The following is a 16302-nucleotide window of genomic DNA, read 5'->3' as shown; positions in this document are numbered from 1 at the left end:
AAGACACGGGCAACCCATGGTGAGGAGGCGGCGATGAGCGGCGTTCTGAAGGCCGTCATTTTCGACGTGGACGGCACATTGGTCGACTCGGTGGATCTGCACGCCCACGCCTGGGTGGAGGCGATCCGGCATTTCGGCTACCACGCGGAGTTCGACGCGGTGCGTTCCCAGATCGGCAAGGGCGGCGACCAGCTGATGCCGGTCTTCGTGCCGGAGAAGGATCTGGACCGCATCGAGGACGAGCTGGACCATTTCCGGCACGAGCTGTTCGCCCGAAAGTACATGCCGAAGGTCCGCGGCTTCCGCCGGGTGCGCGGCCTGTTCCAGCATCTTCACGCCGAGGGGTTGCGCATCGCGCTCGCCTCATCCGCCAAGGGGGACGAACTGGAGCATTACAAGCGCGCGGCGGACATCGGCGATCTGGTGGATGTGGAGACCTCGTCCGACGACGCCGAGCGGTCGAAGCCGCATCCGGACATTTTCGAGGCAGCGTTGGAAAGGCTGGGCCTGCCGGCGGCGGAGGTGGTGGTGGTCGGCGACAGCCCCTGGGACGCCAAGGCCGCGGGGCGGGCCGGGCTGACCGTGGTGGGGGTTCTGTGCGGCGGCTTCGCGGAGCAGGATCTGCGCAAGGCCGGCTGCGCGGAGATCTTCCGTGATCCGGAAGACCTCCAGCGCCGCTTCGCCACCAGCCTCATCGGGAAACGCAGCCCACGCGCCATGGGCCTTCTTCAGCCCGGCGGACCTCAGCCGGGGCGGCCGTCGGCCCGCGGGGCGAGCAGGATGGGCGCGTAGACGTACAGATAGCAGGCGAAGGCCGCGATCCAGGCAGCACCGGCGCCCTCCAGGGCGGTCCAGTAGAGGCCGCCCGGCAGCTCGGGGGCCAGCACCCGCAGCAGTGCTGCGGCGGTCAGCAGGATGTAGCCGGCCACGGTCGGGCGGGTCACCACCAGCATCCGCCCGGTGTGGCCGAGCGTGGCGCGCGTCATCACCGCCAGGATCATCGTGGCGAAGGCCCCCGCCGTCAGGGCATGGACCCAGGCGGAGCTTTCCACGCCCGCCCCCAGCAGATGCGCGGCCTTCAGCGCCAGCGCCGCCGGCACCCAGGCGTAGCCGAGATGCAGCACCCACAGGATCGGCTGGTCGAGCGTCTTCGCCGGCTGCCAACCGGCCAGCCGCATGGCGTGGGCGAGGGCCGCGACGAGCGCCAGCAGGCCGGCAATGGCGGTGCCCGGCAGAGCGAGGTCGGCGGGGATCATCAGCAGGGTCGAGACGAGCGTCACCTTCTCCACCCAGGGGCGGGAGACGACGGTGCCGTCCAGCCCGCGCAGCCGCAGGGCGTTGCGGGTGAAGGCCGGGACGATGCGCCCACCGATCACCGCGATCATCATCAGCACCACGCCGATGGCCAGCGTCTCGCCCAGCGCGGTGCCGGCGGGCAGCACGCCCAGCCAGTCCAGATGGAACAGCAGGTTGGCCGCGGTCAGCAGGCCCAGCAGGGCGAGGAAGGCGGTGTTGCGGATCTTGCCCGCCGCCACCAGCGGTCCGGCCAGCGCGACGCCGAGCGCCGGCAGGAAGGCGAGGTCGAGGATGGCAGCGATCGGCAGCGGCACGCCGATAAAGGGCAGCAGCGCCACCCGCCCGGCCAGCCACAGCGCCGTCAGGCCGGCCAGCGGCCAGCCGGACAACGCCTTGGTGCCCGTCCAGCTCGGCACCGCGGTCAGCAGGAAGCCGGCCACGGCGGCGACCACGAAGGCGAACAGCATCTCGTGCGCGTGCCAGGAGGCCGCCGGGACAGCGCCGTCCGGCCAGGACCCGGTCGCCAGCACGGCGATCCAGGCGGCCAGCAGGACGGGCGCGGCAAGGCCGGACAGCAGGAAGAAGGGCCGGAACCCATAAGCGAAGATCAGGGGGACCGGAGGGCGGTCCGGCTGGTCGGCAACGGAACTGGTCATGGCGTTCCCCGCGCGTTGGAGGCATCGGTCATGCCGTCACACTGCGCCGGGGGCGGTCACCCTTCTTTGACCACCGTCAAACAGAATCCCTCCAAACAAAAATCTGGCACGTTGGAGAAAAAAGCCGCCGTCAGACCGTGATGCCGTTTTCGGCCATCAGACGTTTCAGCGCATCGCGGGCGGGCGCGTCCAGCACGGGAAGCCCGTCGCGGGCCGTCAGAACGAAGGCGCCGGGATCGGCCAGGGTGCGCAGGGCGAAACCGCCCACGCGCGGCGGGCCGCTGCTCAGCGGAGCGTCTTCATAGATCGGCGAGAAGGTGCAGCCCAGAAGCATGGCGCGGGCGATCAGCGTCTCGTCTGTCGAGCCGCCCGACGCCGGGCTGTTGATGCCGAACAGCAGCCGCTCGGCCTCGCCGTTGGTGACGAGACCGCGTTCCTGCAGGATGTCCACCATGGCGGAGGTGGTCATCACCGGGGCGGCGCGGCCTTTCCAGCAAAAGCGTCCGTCGTCCCACCCGATGTCCAGGCAGCGGTAGATCATGTGCGGATCGACGCCGCCGGGCGACCCGGCGACGATGTAGTTGACCCGAAGCAACCCGTTCCACGCCCCGGCCGGAGCGACGATGCAGGAAACACCGCGCCGGGTCAGGCGCAGATAGGTGTCGTTGATGCCCGAAGGCTCGAAATCGAACAGCATGGCTGGCTCACCTTGATCGGGGACCCCGCTCCCCTCGAACGAAAAGGTGAGCACGGGTTCCCGCAAGGCAACATGGCCATGCGTATGGTATTCCTCTCCGCACGCGCAAAAAGGGTATAGGCAAAAGCTCAGGATTTCGGGCGGAATGCCTTGCAGACCAATGGGTCAGTGTCGATGCGCGCCGCGCCGATCAGATCGAGGCAATACGGAATTGCCGGGAAGACCGCCATCAGACAGTCGTGAATGGCCGAAGGCTTGCCCGGAAGGTTCACGATCAGGCTGCCGCCGCGGATTCCCGCGGTCTGGCGCGACAGGATGGCGGTCGGCACCACGGTCAGGCTGACCGAGCGCATCAGTTCGCCGAAGCCGGGCATCATCTTTTCGCAGACCTGCTCCGTCGCCTCCGGCGTCACGTCGCGGAGGGCGGGGCCGGTGCCGCCGGTGGTGACGATCAGGTCGCAGCGCTCCCGGTCGGCCAGCTCGATCAGGGTGGCGGCGATGCCCTCGCGGTCGTCGGGTATGACGCGGGCCACCGGCTCCCAGGGGGAGGCGACGATGCGGTCCAGCTCCTCCCGGATGGCCGGGCCGCCCTTGTCCTCGTAGATGCCCCGGCTGGCCCGGTCGGACACGGTGACGATGCCGATGCGGGCGGGCTTTGCGGAGGTCATGGGCGGCGGTCCTTATGGAATGTCCGGCAGGCTTACTTGCTGCCCGGCGCGAGGAACACGCTCTTGTAGCTGTCCCGGTCGCCGTTGTTGGTGTCGGTCAATTGGAAGGTGACCGGGGTGGAGGCGTCCGGCACGGATTCGCGCGGCACCGTGACGTAGACGCGGTAGGTCGCCACGCTGTCCGGGGAGGCGGAGATGTGGCTGACCGCGCTGCCGCTGTCCTCGTCGCGCTCGCCCACCACCTTCACCTCGGCACCGGCGATGCCGGCGGCGGCCAGCGTGTAGGAGCGGTCCTGGCGGGTCTTGTTGGAGACCTTGAAGGTGTAGGCGTTGCGGATGGTGCCGTCCTGGAGCGTGACGAACAGCGGCGCGCGGTCGCGCTGCACGGCGATGTCCAGCCGGGGGCGCAGCGCGTAGCTCCAGGCCATAGCGCCGGTGATCACCAGCATCAGCAGGCCGTAGACGATGGTGCGCGGGCGGATCAGCCGCCACTGGTAGGTCTTACCCTGGGCACGGGTGTCCTGGGCGGCCAGGCTGTCGAAGCGGATCAGCCCCTTCGGCAACTCCTGCGACACCATGATGTTGTCGCAGGCGTCGGCGCACAGGCCGCAATTGATGCAGTCCGCCTGCTCGCCGGTGCGGATGTCGACGCCGACCGGGCAGACCTGCACGCACTGGCCGCAGTCGATGCAGTCGCCGAAGCCCTTGGTCCGGCGCTCGTCCCAGCTCTGCGACTTGCGCTTCGGGCCGCGGGTGTCGCCGCGCAGCGTGTCGTAGGTGACGACGAGGCTGTGCTCGTCCAGCATGGCGGTCTGGATGCGCGGCCACGGGCACATGTAGTAGCACATCTGCTCGCGCGTCCAGCCGGCCATGACGTAGGTCATGCCCGCGAACAGCGCGAAGAAGCCCGCCGCCTCGTAGGTCGCGTTGAAGGTCAGCAGATCGACGGCGAGCCGCGGCGCGTCGGTGAAGAAGGCGACGAAGCCGAAGCCGGTGACCACGGAGAGGGCCAGCCAGCCGGCGTGCTTCCCGGCCTTGCGCAGGACCTTCCTGGCGGTCCAGGGCGCCTTGTCCAGGCGGATGCGCTCCGCCCGGTCGCCTTCGAAGGCGCGCTCGATCCAGACGAACAGGTCGGTCCACACCGTCTGCGGGCAGGTGAAGCCGCACCACACGCGCCCGGCCAGCGCCGTCGCCAGGAACAGCCCCAGCGCCGCCACGATCAGCACGCCGGTGAGGTAGTAGATCTCCTGCGGCCAGATCTCGATCCAGAAGACGAAGAAGCGCGGCGTCGTCATGTCGAACAGGACCGCCTGGGCCGGCGCGTCCGGGCCGCGTTCCCAGCGAATCCAGGGGGCGATGAAGAAGGCCGCCAGAAGCACCCAGGTCAGGATGGTCTTCCAGCGCCGGTACCGTCCGGAGACGGCCTTCGGGTGGATCTTCTTCTGGCTTTCGAAGAACTGGACTTTCGCCGGCGTGACAGCGCTTCCGTCTGGCATATCGTCTGCCTTGGCTCCGGATAGGGACGCAAGACCGGACAATAGCGGACGGGACCCGAGCGCCTCTTGATCGGGATCAAGACGAGAACGGATTTGAAGAATCCCTATGGGTTATAAGGATTTTTCAGCGGCGCTGGTGACCGGCCGGGATTACGGGCTGTAATACGTCCATCGGCCGATCGGCTCAAGCTTCGTTTCGCAATGCGGAAACGTTTCCGCCATCCTCCGCCGCGTCCGACGCCGCATCCTCCGGTGCCGGGGGGGATGGGGTGGGGCGGGTGACGATGTAGACGGCCACCGCCGCCATGCAGATCCCGGACAGGATGGGAACCAGCGGGCGGCTGGCGGTCAGCGCCACGATCGCCCAGCTCACGCTCATGCCGACCAGCGCCGCCGCCTTGGCCTTGCGCGGGATCGCCCCTTCGGCCTGCCAGTCGCGCAGCAGCGGGCCGAAGCGCGGGTCACGGTACAGCCGGTCGCGCAGGACCGGGCTGCTCTTGGCGAAGGCTCCGGCGGCCAGCAGCAGGAAGGGGGTGGTCGGCAGGAGCGGCAGCACCGTCCCGGCGATGCCCAGCCCGACCGCGGCGTAACCCAACGCCAGCCACAGCCGGCGCCGCAGGGGGGAGGCGCAGACGTCTGCGTCCTCCGCAAGGGCGGTCTGGTCATCCATGAGGTGAATGTAGGACGCTCACACCGCCAGGACCAGAACCGCGTAGCGGGCGGCCTTGCCCGCCGTGACCAGAAGCAGGAACAGCCGGATGTCCACCCGCAGGATGCCGGCCACCAGCGTCAGCGGATCGCCGATGAAGGGCATCCAGGCCAGCAGCAGAGACCAGACTCCGAAGCGCTGGTACCAGCGGGTGGCCCGCGCCACCATGGCGGCGGGAACCGGGAACCAGCGGCGGTCCTGGAAATGCATCAGGTAGCGCCCCAGCGCCCAGTTGACCACCGATCCCAGCACGTTGCCCGCCGTGGCGAACAGCAGCAGCGCCAGATGGTCGTAGTTGCCGGTGGCGTGCATGCCGACCAGCAGGATTTCCGATTGGGCCGGGAAGATGGTCGCGGCCAGGAACGCGGTCAGGAACAACCCGCCGTAGGCGGCAAACTCGGACATGCGGCGATCGGTCCTTCCGGGCCGGGGGGTGTGGAGGCTGGAACATGGGTGCGCATACAGGAATGCGGGAGGCGCGATGGTGCAGCTGCGATAATCTGGTGTAGATTCATTTTGTATGAATTCGCAGCGGATGGACTCGGGGCGCCCGACCCGTCTCATCCGGCAGGCGTCGTCTTGGGGAATGAAGAGGAGTGTTCGCGGATGGCCGCTGCCGGCCTTGCCCGCTTCGATGCCGACGGGCGCCTGATCTGGGCCAACGCCGTGTTCCGGGCGTCGCTGGGCGGTTGTCCGGGGGATGGTCTCGACGCCCTTCTGGCCGCGCTTCCGTCGTGCGGGGACGCTGCCGCGGCGGCTGACCGGCTGCGTGTCGGCCATCCGGTGGCGCTTGTGGTTCCGCCGGGTGATGGACGGCGGCTGTTGATCCCCGCGGAGGGCGAGGGCGGCGAGCTGGTGCTGACGCTCGCCGACGATGGTGGCGGCATGGCGGCCCCGTTGGAAGAGACCGGATTCATCGGCCTGGAGGATCTTCTGGGCGACCGGGCCGGCGAGGCGGAGCGGGCGATCATGCAGGCCATCGCCGTTCCCCTGGTGGTGACCCGGCTGTCCGACGGCTTGGTGATGGCGGTCAACCAGCCCGCCGGTCTGTTGTTCGGGGTGCCGCTCGACGATGTGGTGGGGCGCAGCTTCGCCAATGCCTACTACACCGATCCGGCGGAGCGGGAGCGGCTGCTCGCCGCCCTGCGCGACGGGGCGGGCGGCGTGGACGGGTTCGAGACCCGGCTGTGCCGGCCCGACGGCAGCGACCTGTGGGCGATGGTCTCCGCCCGGCGGTTCCGCTTCCGGGGCGAGGAGGCCATGCTCGCTTGCATCAGCGACATCTCCGCCCGTAAGCGCACCGAACAGGCGCTTGAGGCTCAATGGGACCAGACCAGGGCCGTCCTGAACGGGTTGGGCCAGGGGGTGATGGCCTTCGATCGGGGGCTCCGCCTCGTCGCCTGGAACGGCCGGGCCGGGGAGCTTCTGGGGCTGGAGCCGGAATTCCTGACCTATCACACGTCTTACGCCGCTATCGCCGGGCGGGTCGGGCAGGGGCTGGCCTTCGGGCCGGGGGGCGTGTGCCCCGATACCGTGCCGGACGGTGGCCCGCCTGCGGCCCTGGGAGCACCGCTTCCCATCCGGCCTGCTCCGGACGAGCGGTCATGGGAATGCACCCGCTCCGACGGGCAGGTGTTGGAGTGCCTGATCCGGCCCCTGCCCGACGGCGGATTCGTCGTCACCTACACCGACGTGACCGAGCGGCGGAACGCCGAGCGGGAGATCATCGCCAGCCGGGAGCTGTTCGAGCTGGCGATCCGGGCGGCGCGCGAGGGGATCTGGCAATGGGACGTGCGCACGGGGGAGTTGTGGCTGTCGCCATACTGGTGGGGAATGCTCGGCTACGGCGAGGACGAGATGGTCAACACCGCCGCCCGTTGGACCGAGCTGATCCTACCCGAGGATCGCGAGCTGTCGGCCCGGATGGCCCGCGACCTTATCAACGGCGCGATGGGCGAATGCCAGTTCATCCTGCGCTTCCGCCACAAGCGCGGCACCGTGGTCCATATGCTGAGCCGCGCCATCCGCGTTCTTGGTCCGGACGGCGAGCTGTTCCGCATCGTCGGCTCGCACACCGACGTGTCGGAACGGGTCCGCGCCGAGGAGCGCGCCCACGCCGCGCGGGAGGAGGCCGAGCGCGCCCTGCGCGACCTGAAGGAGGCGCAGGCCCATCTGATCCAGTCCGAGAAGATGGCGGCGCTGGGGTCCCTGGTGGCGGGGGTGGCGCATGAGATCAACACCCCCATCGGCATCGCCCTGACCGGCGCCTCGCTCATGGCGGAACGGACCCGCCTCATCCGGCGCGATTTCGAGGCGGGAACGCTGCGCCGGCCCGACTTCGCCGACTTCCTCGACATGGCGGGGGAGGCGGCGCACCTGATGCTGCTGAACATCGACCGCGCCGCCCAGCTGATCCAGAGCTTCAAGCAGATCGCCGTGGATCAGGCCAGCGAGGAGCGCCGCGTCTTCGACCTGCGCGACTACATCGACGAGGTCCTGCGCAGCCTGGGCGTCCGCATCAAACGGGCGGCCCACGGCGTGGACGTGGATTGCCCGGCCGACCTGCTGATCGACGGCTATCCGGGCGCGCTCAGCCAGGTGCTGACCAACCTCGTGATGAACTCGATCATCCACGGCTACGCGCCGGGGCAGCACGGTACCCTGCGCGTCGCCGTGCGCTCGGTGGGCGCCGACGAGGTGGAACTGGTCTACGCCGACGACGGGCGCGGCATTCCGCCAGACCTGCACGGCAAGGTGTTCGAGCCTTTCTTCACCACCAGCCGCGGAGCGGGCGGCAGCGGGTTGGGGCTGAACATCGTCTACAACATCGCCACCCGCAAGCTGAAGGGCCGCATCACGCTGGACAGCGCGCCGGGATGCGGCACCACCTTCACCCTGCGCTTTCCCCGCGTCGCTCCGGTGGAGCGTGCGCCGGCCTGACGAGTTCTCGACTCCTTATTGGGCATCCACCCAGGCGATGCGCAGGATGTTGGTGTTGCCGGGGGTGCCGAAGGGCACGCCGGCGGTGATGACCAGCCGCTGTCCCTCCACCGCCAGCCCGTCCTCGTAGGCGCAGCGGGCGGCCTTCTGGACCATCTCGTTGAAATCGGTCACGTCGGCGGAATGCACGCTGTGCACCCCGTAGGCGAGTTGGAGCCGCCGTGCTGTTTCCAGGCTGGAGGTCAGGCACATGATCGGCACCTCCGGCCGTTCGCGGGCGGCGCGCAGGGTGGTGGAGCCGCTGGTGGTGTAGGTGACGATGGCCGCGGCCTGGATGGTGTGGGCGACCTGCCGGGCCGCCGCGGTGACGGCGTCGGTGGAGGTCTGCTGCGGGTCGGGATGCTGGGCGTCGGTGATCGTGCGGTAGAGCGGGTCCTGCTCGACCCGGCGGGCGATGCGGTCCATCATCGACACCGCCTCGATGGGGTAGGTGCCCGCCGCGGTTTCCGCCGACAGCATCACCGCGTCCGCCCCGTCATAAACCGCGGTCGCCACGTCCGACGCCTCGGCGCGCGTGGGGGCAGGGGCGCTGATCATCGATTCGAGCATCTGGGTGGCGACGATCACCGGCTTTCCGGCCTTGCGCGATTCGCGGATGATGCGCTTCTGGATGCTCGGCACGTCCTCCGCCGGCATCTCCACGCCGAGGTCGCCGCGGGCGACCATGACACCGTCCGACAGCTCGACGATGCGCTCCAGATGCTGGATGGCCTGCGGCTTCTCCATCTTGGACAGCAGGGCGGCCCGCCCGGCGACCAGCTTGCGCGCCTCGGCCACGTCCTCCGGCCGCTGCACGAAGGACAGCGCCACCCAGTCCACCCCCTGGTCGAGCGCGAAGGCCAGATCCTCGTGATCCTTCGGGGTCAGCGGCGAGAGCGGCAGGACGACGCCCGGCACGTTCACGCCCTTGCGGTCGGACAGGCGGCTTCCGGACAGCACGACGCAGTCGGCGTGGTCCGGGCTGCAATCGACGACGCGCAGGCGGACCTTGCCGTCGTCCACCAGCAGCTCCGCCTCCGGCTCCAGCGCGGCGAAGATCTCCGGGTGGGGCAGGCCGACACGGCTCGCGTCGCCCGGCTCGGTGGAGAGGTCGAGTCGGATGCGGTGCCCCGGCTCGACGGTGACCGGGCCGTCGGCGAAGGTGCCCAGCCGCAGCTTCGGCCCCTGGAGGTCGGCCATCACCGCGATGGGGTGGTCGAGTTCCGCTTCCAGCGCGCGCAGCGTGGCGAGGCGCTGGCCATGGTCCTCGTGCGTGCCGTGGCTGAAGTTCAGGCGGAAAACGTCCACGCCCGCCTCGAACAGCGCGCGGATCATCTCCGGCGTGGCGGTGGCCGGCCCCAGCGTGGCGACGATCTTGGTCAGGCGGAAGCGTCGGAAGGGGATGCCTTTGCGGGTCATGGGTCTGCCTTCTGATATGTGCCGTTCGGGGCGGGCCGTTCATCACAGGATCTGCCGTCCGGCTTGTCAACCGCGGTCCGCCTCCCCACAATGGTCGGGCGCCGGGAAAAGCACGGTAACGCCGCAGAACGGCCTTGACAGATTTCCGGCTTTTTCTATAGTCGCACCCTCCCGCGGCCCAACCGGCCCGGCGGGAGACATTGTGCGTCCCGTGTCCGTGTTTTGCCTTTTGGCTTTCGGGCCTCGGCGTCCGGATCGGGGATCAATCGGTGTGTAGGCGGCCCATGAGGGCTGCCGTTGAGATATCGAGGAGAGCAGGCGTGGCGCGTATCGCTGGCGTCAACATCCCCGCGCAGAAGCGCGTGGAGATTGCGTTGACCTACATTCATGGCATCGGCCCCTTCAAGGCCAAGGAAATCTGCACGAAGCTGGCGATCCCGGCGGAGCGCCGTGTGAACCAGCTCACGGACGACGAGATCCTCAAGATCCGCGAGACCATCGACGCCGACTACCGCGTCGAGGGTGACCTCCGCCGTTCGGTCGCGATGAACATCAAGCGTCTGATGGACATGGCCTGCTACCGTGGCCTGCGTCACCGCAAGGGCCTGCCGGTCCGCGGTCAGCGCACCCACACGAACGCCCGCACCCGCAAGGGCCCGGCCAAGCCGATCGCCGGCAAGAAGAAGTAAGAGGACGCACGGACCATGGCCAAGCCCTCAGCCGCTTCGCAGCGCCTTCGCCGTCGCGAGCGCAAGAACATCACCGCCGGCGTCGCTCACGTGAACGCCTCCTTCAACAACACGATGATCACCATCACCGACGCGCAGGGCAACACCATCGCCTGGTCGTCGTCGGGCACGATGGGCTTCAAGGGCTCGCGCAAGTCGACCCCCTACGCCGCCCAGGTCGCCGCCGAGGACGCGGGCCGCAAGGCCCAGGAGCACGGCATGAAGACCCTCGAGGTCGAGGTGAAGGGTCCGGGTTCGGGGCGTGAGTCGGCGCTGCGCGCCCTGCAGTCGATCGGCTTCCAGATCACTTCGATCCGTGACGTCACGCCGATCCCGCACAACGGCGTCCGTCCGCCGAAGAAGCGTCGCGTCTAAGAAGCATCGCTACTCCGCACCCGCGGGGACCCGCCGTTCCGGGACAGGCGCCGCAGCCATCGCGGCGCCATCGGATGGGAACGGCCGGTCCCCGCGGACGTGTGTCCATCCCGATGGCATGAGGTAATACCGTGGCTCTTCAGAAGAACTGGCAGGAACTGATCAAGCCGAACAAGCTGGACATCCAGCCCGGTGACGACGCCGACCGCACGGCGACCGTCGTGGCCGAGCCGCTGGAGCGTGGCTTCGGTCTGACGCTCGGCAACGCGCTGCGCCGCGTGCTGCTCTCCTCGCTGCAGGGTGCGGCCGTCACGGCGATCCACATCGACGGCGTGCTGCACGAGTTCTCGTCGATCCCCGGCGTGCGCGAGGACGTGACCGACATCGTCCTCAACATCAAGTCGATGGGTCTGCGCATGGGCGGTGACGGCCCGAAGCGCATGCGCCTGCGCGCCGAAGGCCCCGGCGAGGTGAAGGCCGGCATGATCGAGACCGGCGCGGACATCCAGGTGATGGACCCGGACCTCGTGATCTGCACGCTGGACAACGGCGCCCGCCTGAACATGGAACTGACGGTCGAGACCGGCAAGGGCTACGTCCCGGCCAGCCAGAACCGTCCGGAAGACGCCCCGATCGGCCTGATCCCGGTCGACGCGCTGTTCTCGCCGGTCCGCAAGATCTCCTACAAGGTCGACAACGCCCGCGTTGGGCAGGTCACCGACTATGACCGCCTTTCGATGGTCGTCGAGACCAACGGCGCCGTGAAGCCGGACGACGCGGTGGCCCTCGCCGCCCGCATCCTCCAGGACCAGCTTCAGCTGTTCATCAACTTCGAGGAGCCGACCCACGCGGTCGCCGAGGAGAAGCACGAGGAGGTTCCGTTCAACAAGAACCTGCTCCGCAAGGTGGACGAGCTGGAACTGTCGGTCCGTTCGGCCAACTGCCTCAAGAACGACAACATCGTCTACATCGGCGATCTGGTGCAGAAGACGGAGGCGGAGATGCTCCGCACCCCGAACTTCGGCCGCAAGTCGCTGAACGAGATCAAGGAAGTGCTGGCCCAGATGGGTCTGCACCTCGGTATGGAAATCCCGAACTGGCCGCCCGAGAACATCGAAGAGCTGGCCAAGCGTCTGGAAGAGCCGTACTAAGTCTCGCAGGTTCCATTGCCCCCTCCCTGACCCTCCCCCGCTTCGCAGGGGAGGGGATAATCTCCCTCCCTTGCCGAAGGCGGGGGAGGGCCGGGGGGGCAAATGTTCCCAGGGCCACCAACCGGCCCGCCCCGCGCCGTACCAGCCGAAAACTGGGCGGTCGGGTTCACCACCGGCTCCCCGAGGGGGGCCACGCCATGAAGGAGGACCGTCATGCGTCACGGCGTTTCCGGACGTAAGTTCAGCAAGACCACCAGCCACCGCAAGGCCATGTTCTCGAACATGGCGAACGCCCTGATCAAGCACGAGCAGATCAAGACCACCCTGCCGAAGGCCAAGGATCTGCGCCCGATCGTCGAGCGTCTGATCACGCTCGGCAAGAAGGGTGGCCTCGCCAACCGCCGTCTCGCCTTCGCGCAGCTGCGCGACGACGCGATGGTGACCAAGCTGTTCACCGTTCTGGCCGACCGCTACAAGGACCGCCAGGGTGGCTACAGCCGCGTCCTGAAGGCCGGCTTCCGCTACGGCGATGCCGCCGCCATGGGCGTGATCGAGCTGGTCGACCGCGACGCCGCCGCCAAGGGCCAGGATTCCGGCCCGGTGGAGATCAAGGACGAGGTCGAGGCCGAGGGCTGAGCCTTCGGTTGAGCTTTCGTGAAATCATGTCGCCGCCGTTGCCCATCGGGTTTCGGACGACGATATAGGTGACCGACCGGCCCTCCCTTCGGGTTCATCCCCGGAGGGAGGGTTTCCGGTTTCCGGGTTCCGACACTTCGGGAGGGCGCCGCGCGCGCGGTATGCTGAAACCTCTCTACAACCGGATTCTCAAGCTCTCCGCCCGCAAGGACGCCGTCTGGTGGATGTCCGCCGTCTCCTTCGCGGAAAGCTCCTTCTTCCCTCTGCCGCCCGACGTCATGCTGGTGCCGATGTGTCTGGCGGAGCCCAAGAAGCTCTGGCGCTACACCAACATCTGCGCACTGGCCTCGCTGATCGGCGGGCTGTTCGGCTACGCGGTCGGGTTCTACCTGTTCGAGAGCATCGGACGGCTGATCATCGACCTCTACAACGCGCAGGAGTCGTTCCAGCGCTTCCAGGACATGTTCGCCGAATTCGGCCCCTGGTTCCTGATCCTCAAGGGCATCACGCCCATACCGTACAAATTGCTGACGATCACCGCGGGATTCGCGCACCTCGACCTGACGGTGTTCATCCTGTGCTCGATCGTCGCACGATTCTCGCGATTCTACATGATCGCGATCCTGCTGCACTTCTACGGGCCGCAGGTGCGCGACATCATCGAGAAGCGGCTGATGCTGGTGACGACCGTTCTGCTGGTCATCATCATCGGCGGACTGCTCAGCTTCAAATTCGTGTGAGCGGCGCGGGGCTCGGCCCCGCGCGTCACCCGCATTTGACCCACATTCAGCCCGGCCGGAATCAATCCGGCATGCCGCGGTCCTGGCGGTTGCGCTCCGACGGGGGCAGGGCGTTGCGCTCGCGGCGGTCGCGCATGACCATCACGCCGATGGCCAGCGCCATGCCGATGCCGGCCAGCAGCGGCAGGACGACCTCGCCGGCGCTGACGGTGGGCATGGCGAGCATGCGCACGACGAGCAGCAGCAGGCCGCCGATCAGCAGCGCCACGAAGACGGTGGTCGATGTCCGGCGGCGCGGAGGCGGGCCGGGATTGTTGGGACTCATTTGAGGCATTCCCTTATCGCTTGCGTTCCCGGCATAGTGGGCGCCGAGCCCGCGGCATGGTCCATGCGGGGGACCATCCGCCAACGTCCGGGGTCACGCAAGAACAATGGGAGTCAAAGCCGAGATGTTCCGTCCGAAACTCATTCTGGGGCCGGTGCTGGCCCTCGCCCTGGTTGCGCTCGCCGCCTGCGCGGACGCGCCGGGGCGTTCGTCCGGCGCCGCCGTGGGCGGTGCTCCGGCGGCCTCCACAACAGCCCCCACCACGGCTCCGGCAGCTTCGCGCCCGGCCCGCGGGGTCGAGGACCCGTCGCTCCGCCTGGACGGCGGTGTCGGCAGCGACGATTCCTGCCGCGCCCAGTGCGAGCGCAGCAACAACTCCTGCATGGACTCGGTGGCCGCGCGCACGCAGAGCGGGCTCGACCGTCCGGACCGCGGCGGCATCTTCTCGCCGAGCGACAACTGCCAGCATTCGCTGCGCATGTGCTACCAGCGCTGCGGCGCGCCCACAAACCAGTGACCGGTCCGGTGCGATCGGTGGATCGGCGATGAGCAAGCGCGGCGACTCCGGAGCCACCGGCGGCCTTTTCGAGGCGGGCGCGCCCCGCCCGCTGGCCGACCGGCTGCGCCCGCGCAGCCTGGGCGAGGTCGTCGGGCAGGAGCATCTGCTGAAGCCCGACGGGCCGCTGGGCCGCATGGTCGCCGCGCGCCGGCTGGCCTCGATGATCCTGTGGGGTCCACCCGGCTGCGGCAAGACGACCATCGCGCGGCTGCTGGCGCTGTCCACCGACCTGCATTTCGAGCCGCTGTCGGCCGTCTTCTCCGGCGTGGCCGACCTGCGCAAGGTGTTCGACGCTGCCCGGGCGCGGCGCGCGGCCGGGCAGGGCACGCTGCTGTTCATCGACGAGATCCACCGTTTCAACCGCTCCCAGCAGGACGGCTTCCTGCCCTATGTGGAGGACGGCACCGTCACTCTGGTCGGCGCCACCACCGAGAATCCGTCCTTCGAGCTGAACGCGGCGCTGCTGTCGCGCGCCCAGGTCTTCGTGCTGAACCGGCTGGACGACGCGGCGCTGGAAAAGCTGCTGTCGCGGGCCGAGGCGGAGATGGGCCGTCCGCTGCCGCTGACGCCGGACGCACGGGCCGCGCTGAAGGCGATGGCCGACGGCGACGGGCGCTTCTGCCTGAACCTCTGCGAGGAGCTGTTCGCCCTGCCGGTGCCGGAGGACGGGGCGCTTCTCGACAACAACGCGCTCGCCACCGCCATCCAGCGCCGCGCCCCGCTCTACGACAAGGCGCAAGAGGGGCACTACAACCTCATCAGCGCGCTGCACAAGTCGCTGCGCGGGTCGGACACCGACGCGGCGCTCTACTGGTACGCCCGCATGCTGGAGGGTGGGGAGGACCCGCGCTACATCGCCCGCCGGCTGACCCGCTTCGCGGTGGAGGACATCGGCATGGCCGATCCCAACGCGCTCGCCCAGGCCACCGCCGCCTGGGAGGCCTACGAGCGGCTGGGCAGCCCGGAGGGCGAACTCGCCATCGCCCAACTGGTCATCTATCTGGGCACGGCGCCCAAGTCGAACGCCGGCTACACCGCCTACAAGAGCGCGGTGCGTGCCGCCAAGGAAACCGGCAGCCTGATGCCGCCCAAGCACATCCTGAACGCCCCGACCAAGCTGATGAAGCAGATCGGCTACGGCAAGGGTTACGAGTACGACCACGACACGGCGGACGGCTTTTCCGGCCAGAACTACTTTCCGGACGGCATGGCGCGGCGCGCCTTCTACCAGCCGGTCGAAAGAGGCTTCGAGCGCGAGATCAAGAAGCGCCAGGACTACTGGGCGCGCCTGCGCGAGCGCAAGGCCGCGGACGGGGAGGAGTAGGCGCGTTTCACGGCTTCGGGTAGGCGACCCCGAGAATCCAGGCCGGGGCGTCCGGCGGGCCGGTCCGTTCGAACACGTAGGTCACCGTCGCGCTGGTGAAGGGGGTGGCGTCGATGCAGCGGCCCTTGTCGTCCGCTTTCTCGCACCAGCGCGCGGGGACCTTCACGTTCAGCGTCTTGCCGAACTGGGTGCCACCCAGCTCATCGCCGCACAGGAGTTCGCCCGGATAGCCGGACACCGCGCTCCATGCGGCATGCCAGGCCCAGAGGTCGGCGAACAGGGGCTGGCCGACGTCCTGCGCGGCGTTCGGCGGCGGCGCGCCGAAGATGTGCCGGGTGAGACGCCCGCCCTGCGCCATGTTGAACGCCGGGTCGGCGGAGCGCAGGACGCTGGGCATGTCCAGGCACGGATCGCTCCGGGCCGGGGCGGCGGTGAAAGCCATGAGAGCGGCGAACAGACCGGGGATTGAGCGAAAAATCATCGAGACGGCCCGAATGCAATTCCTGCGTGTTGAATCCCGGACGCTCTCGGTCGGGAATCGTGA

General features: G+C 68.6%; 18 protein-coding genes. 9 read left to right on the top strand and 9 right to left on the bottom strand.

The annotated features are described in order from the left end of the window. Positions 1-33: 33 nt before the first annotated feature. On the top strand, positions 34-792 hold the full coding sequence (locus JJL56_RS14320; protein WP_145625678.1) for an HAD family hydrolase: 759 nt from the start codon (positions 34-36) through the stop codon (positions 790-792). Here the strand turns inward: JJL56_RS14320 and JJL56_RS14315 are convergent. The 6 genes from JJL56_RS14315 to JJL56_RS14290 form a co-directional block, all read right to left on the bottom strand. Further along, entirely contained in the window at positions 744-1952 is a 1209-nt protein-coding gene (locus JJL56_RS14315; protein WP_200485468.1) for an NnrS family protein, read from the bottom strand. The two genes, JJL56_RS14320 and JJL56_RS14315, sit on opposite strands and share 49 nt — an antisense overlap. Before the next feature lie 130 nt (positions 1953-2082). Further along, on the bottom strand, positions 2083-2649 hold the full coding sequence (locus tag JJL56_RS14310; protein ID WP_145625680.1) for a hypothetical protein: 567 nt from the start codon (positions 2647-2649) through the stop codon (positions 2083-2085). A gap of 128 nt (positions 2650-2777) precedes the next feature. Next, on the bottom strand, positions 2778-3317 hold the full coding sequence (gene mog, locus JJL56_RS14305; protein ID WP_200485467.1) for a molybdopterin adenylyltransferase: 540 nt from the start codon (positions 3315-3317) through the stop codon (positions 2778-2780). Between the two features lie 32 nt (positions 3318-3349). Continuing rightward, entirely contained in the window at positions 3350-4813 is a 1464-nt protein-coding gene (gene ccoG / locus JJL56_RS14300; protein WP_145625682.1) for a cytochrome c oxidase accessory protein CcoG, read from the bottom strand. A 184-nt stretch (positions 4814-4997) separates the two neighbouring features. Beyond that, positions 4998-5483, bottom strand: a complete 486-nt coding sequence (locus JJL56_RS14295) for a YbaN family protein (RefSeq protein WP_200485466.1) — start codon at positions 5481-5483, stop codon at positions 4998-5000. Between the two features lie 18 nt (positions 5484-5501). Further along, on the bottom strand, positions 5502-5927 hold the full coding sequence (locus JJL56_RS14290) for a YqaA family protein (RefSeq protein WP_200485465.1): 426 nt from the start codon (positions 5925-5927) through the stop codon (positions 5502-5504). Positions 5928-6128: 201 nt separating this feature from the next. Here JJL56_RS14290 and JJL56_RS14285 point away from each other — a divergent pair, with 201 nt between their 5' ends. Then, positions 6129-8462, top strand: a complete 2334-nt coding sequence (locus JJL56_RS14285) for an ATP-binding protein (protein WP_247891074.1) — start codon at positions 6129-6131, stop codon at positions 8460-8462. 15 nt (positions 8463-8477) lie between these two features. On the opposite strand, the gene pyk is transcribed toward JJL56_RS14285, so the two are convergent. Next, positions 8478-9920, bottom strand: coding sequence for a pyruvate kinase (gene pyk, locus JJL56_RS14280; protein ID WP_200485464.1), 1443 nt, complete (start codon positions 9918-9920; stop codon positions 8478-8480). A gap of 320 nt (positions 9921-10240) precedes the next feature. Here pyk and rpsM point away from each other — a divergent pair, with 320 nt between their 5' ends. The 5 genes from rpsM to JJL56_RS14255 all read left to right on the top strand — a co-directional run bounded on the left by rpsM (position 10241) and on the right by JJL56_RS14255 (position 13550). Next, positions 10241-10609 (top strand): 30S ribosomal protein S13, encoded by a 369-nt coding sequence (gene rpsM / locus JJL56_RS14275; protein ID WP_145625687.1) that lies wholly within the window; start codon positions 10241-10243, stop codon positions 10607-10609. A gap of 15 nt (positions 10610-10624) precedes the next feature. Continuing rightward, on the top strand, positions 10625-11023 hold the full coding sequence (gene rpsK, locus JJL56_RS14270) for a 30S ribosomal protein S11 (protein WP_012974490.1): 399 nt from the start codon (positions 10625-10627) through the stop codon (positions 11021-11023). Positions 11024-11154: 131 nt separating this feature from the next. Then, a complete protein-coding gene (locus JJL56_RS14265; protein ID WP_014240055.1) occupies positions 11155-12174 on the top strand; it encodes a DNA-directed RNA polymerase subunit alpha in 1020 nt (339 codons plus the stop codon). A 213-nt stretch (positions 12175-12387) separates the two neighbouring features. Beyond that, on the top strand, positions 12388-12810 hold the full coding sequence (gene rplQ / locus JJL56_RS14260) for a 50S ribosomal protein L17 (RefSeq protein WP_145625688.1): 423 nt from the start codon (positions 12388-12390) through the stop codon (positions 12808-12810). A 161-nt stretch (positions 12811-12971) separates the two neighbouring features. Continuing rightward, complete coding sequence (locus JJL56_RS14255; protein WP_014240057.1) at positions 12972-13550, top strand: YqaA family protein; 579 nt, start codon at positions 12972-12974, stop codon at positions 13548-13550. A gap of 61 nt (positions 13551-13611) precedes the next feature. Here JJL56_RS14255 and JJL56_RS14250 read toward each other — a convergent pair whose 3' ends face one another. Then, positions 13612-13875 (bottom strand): hypothetical protein, encoded by a 264-nt coding sequence (locus tag JJL56_RS14250; protein WP_145625689.1) that lies wholly within the window; start codon positions 13873-13875, stop codon positions 13612-13614. A 124-nt stretch (positions 13876-13999) separates the two neighbouring features. Here JJL56_RS14250 and JJL56_RS14245 point away from each other — a divergent pair, with 124 nt between their 5' ends. Next, a complete protein-coding gene (locus JJL56_RS14245) occupies positions 14000-14392 on the top strand; it encodes a hypothetical protein (protein WP_145625690.1) in 393 nt (130 codons plus the stop codon). A gap of 28 nt (positions 14393-14420) precedes the next feature. Further along, positions 14421-15758: a replication-associated recombination protein A gene (locus JJL56_RS14240; protein WP_145625691.1), complete on the top strand. Its 1338-nt coding sequence runs from the start codon at positions 14421-14423 to the stop codon at positions 15756-15758. A gap of 7 nt (positions 15759-15765) precedes the next feature. On the opposite strand, the gene JJL56_RS14235 is transcribed toward JJL56_RS14240, so the two are convergent. Next, positions 15766-16200, bottom strand: a complete 435-nt coding sequence (locus JJL56_RS14235; protein ID WP_200485463.1) for a hypothetical protein — start codon at positions 16198-16200, stop codon at positions 15766-15768. Positions 16201-16302: the final 102 nt, after the last annotated feature.

This window comes from Azospirillum aestuarii, assembly GCF_016632405.1.
Taxonomy (GTDB): Bacteria; Pseudomonadota; Alphaproteobacteria; order Azospirillales; family Azospirillaceae; genus Azospirillum; species Azospirillum aestuarii.
Note: the sequence above shows the minus strand (reverse complement) of the source record. Positions and strands in the feature narration are given on the sequence as shown.

What these genes read in the sequence shown, in the direction of transcription:
- JJL56_RS14320 (WP_145625678.1), top strand. Translation starts at nt 34, where the DNA reads ATGAGCGGCGTTCTGAAGGCCGTCATTTTCGACGTGGACGGCACATTG.
- JJL56_RS14315 (WP_200485468.1), bottom strand. Translation starts at nt 1,952, where the DNA reads ATGACCAGTTCCGTTGCCGACCAGCCGGACCGCCCTCCGGTCCCCCTG.
- JJL56_RS14310 (WP_145625680.1), bottom strand. Translation starts at nt 2,649, where the DNA reads ATGCTGTTCGATTTCGAGCCTTCGGGCATCAACGACACCTATCTGCGC.
- mog (WP_200485467.1), bottom strand. Translation starts at nt 3,317, where the DNA reads ATGACCTCCGCAAAGCCCGCCCGCATCGGCATCGTCACCGTGTCCGAC.
- ccoG (WP_145625682.1), bottom strand. Translation starts at nt 4,813, where the DNA reads ATGCCAGACGGAAGCGCTGTCACGCCGGCGAAAGTCCAGTTCTTCGAA.
- JJL56_RS14295 (WP_200485466.1), bottom strand. Translation starts at nt 5,483, where the DNA reads ATGGATGACCAGACCGCCCTTGCGGAGGACGCAGACGTCTGCGCCTCC.
- JJL56_RS14290 (WP_200485465.1), bottom strand. Translation starts at nt 5,927, where the DNA reads ATGTCCGAGTTTGCCGCCTACGGCGGGTTGTTCCTGACCGCGTTCCTG.
- JJL56_RS14285 (WP_247891074.1), top strand. Translation starts at nt 6,129, where the DNA reads ATGGCCGCTGCCGGCCTTGCCCGCTTCGATGCCGACGGGCGCCTGATC.
- pyk (WP_200485464.1), bottom strand. Translation starts at nt 9,920, where the DNA reads ATGACCCGCAAAGGCATCCCCTTCCGACGCTTCCGCCTGACCAAGATC.
- rpsK (WP_012974490.1), top strand. Translation starts at nt 10,625, where the DNA reads ATGGCCAAGCCCTCAGCCGCTTCGCAGCGCCTTCGCCGTCGCGAGCGC.
- rplQ (WP_145625688.1), top strand. Translation starts at nt 12,388, where the DNA reads ATGCGTCACGGCGTTTCCGGACGTAAGTTCAGCAAGACCACCAGCCAC.
- JJL56_RS14255 (WP_014240057.1), top strand. Translation starts at nt 12,972, where the DNA reads ATGCTGAAACCTCTCTACAACCGGATTCTCAAGCTCTCCGCCCGCAAG.
- JJL56_RS14250 (WP_145625689.1), bottom strand. Translation starts at nt 13,875, where the DNA reads ATGAGTCCCAACAATCCCGGCCCGCCTCCGCGCCGCCGGACATCGACC.
- JJL56_RS14245 (WP_145625690.1), top strand. Translation starts at nt 14,000, where the DNA reads ATGTTCCGTCCGAAACTCATTCTGGGGCCGGTGCTGGCCCTCGCCCTG.
- JJL56_RS14240 (WP_145625691.1), top strand. Translation starts at nt 14,421, where the DNA reads ATGAGCAAGCGCGGCGACTCCGGAGCCACCGGCGGCCTTTTCGAGGCG.
- JJL56_RS14235 (WP_200485463.1), bottom strand. Translation starts at nt 16,200, where the DNA reads ATGGCTTTCACCGCCGCCCCGGCCCGGAGCGATCCGTGCCTGGACATG.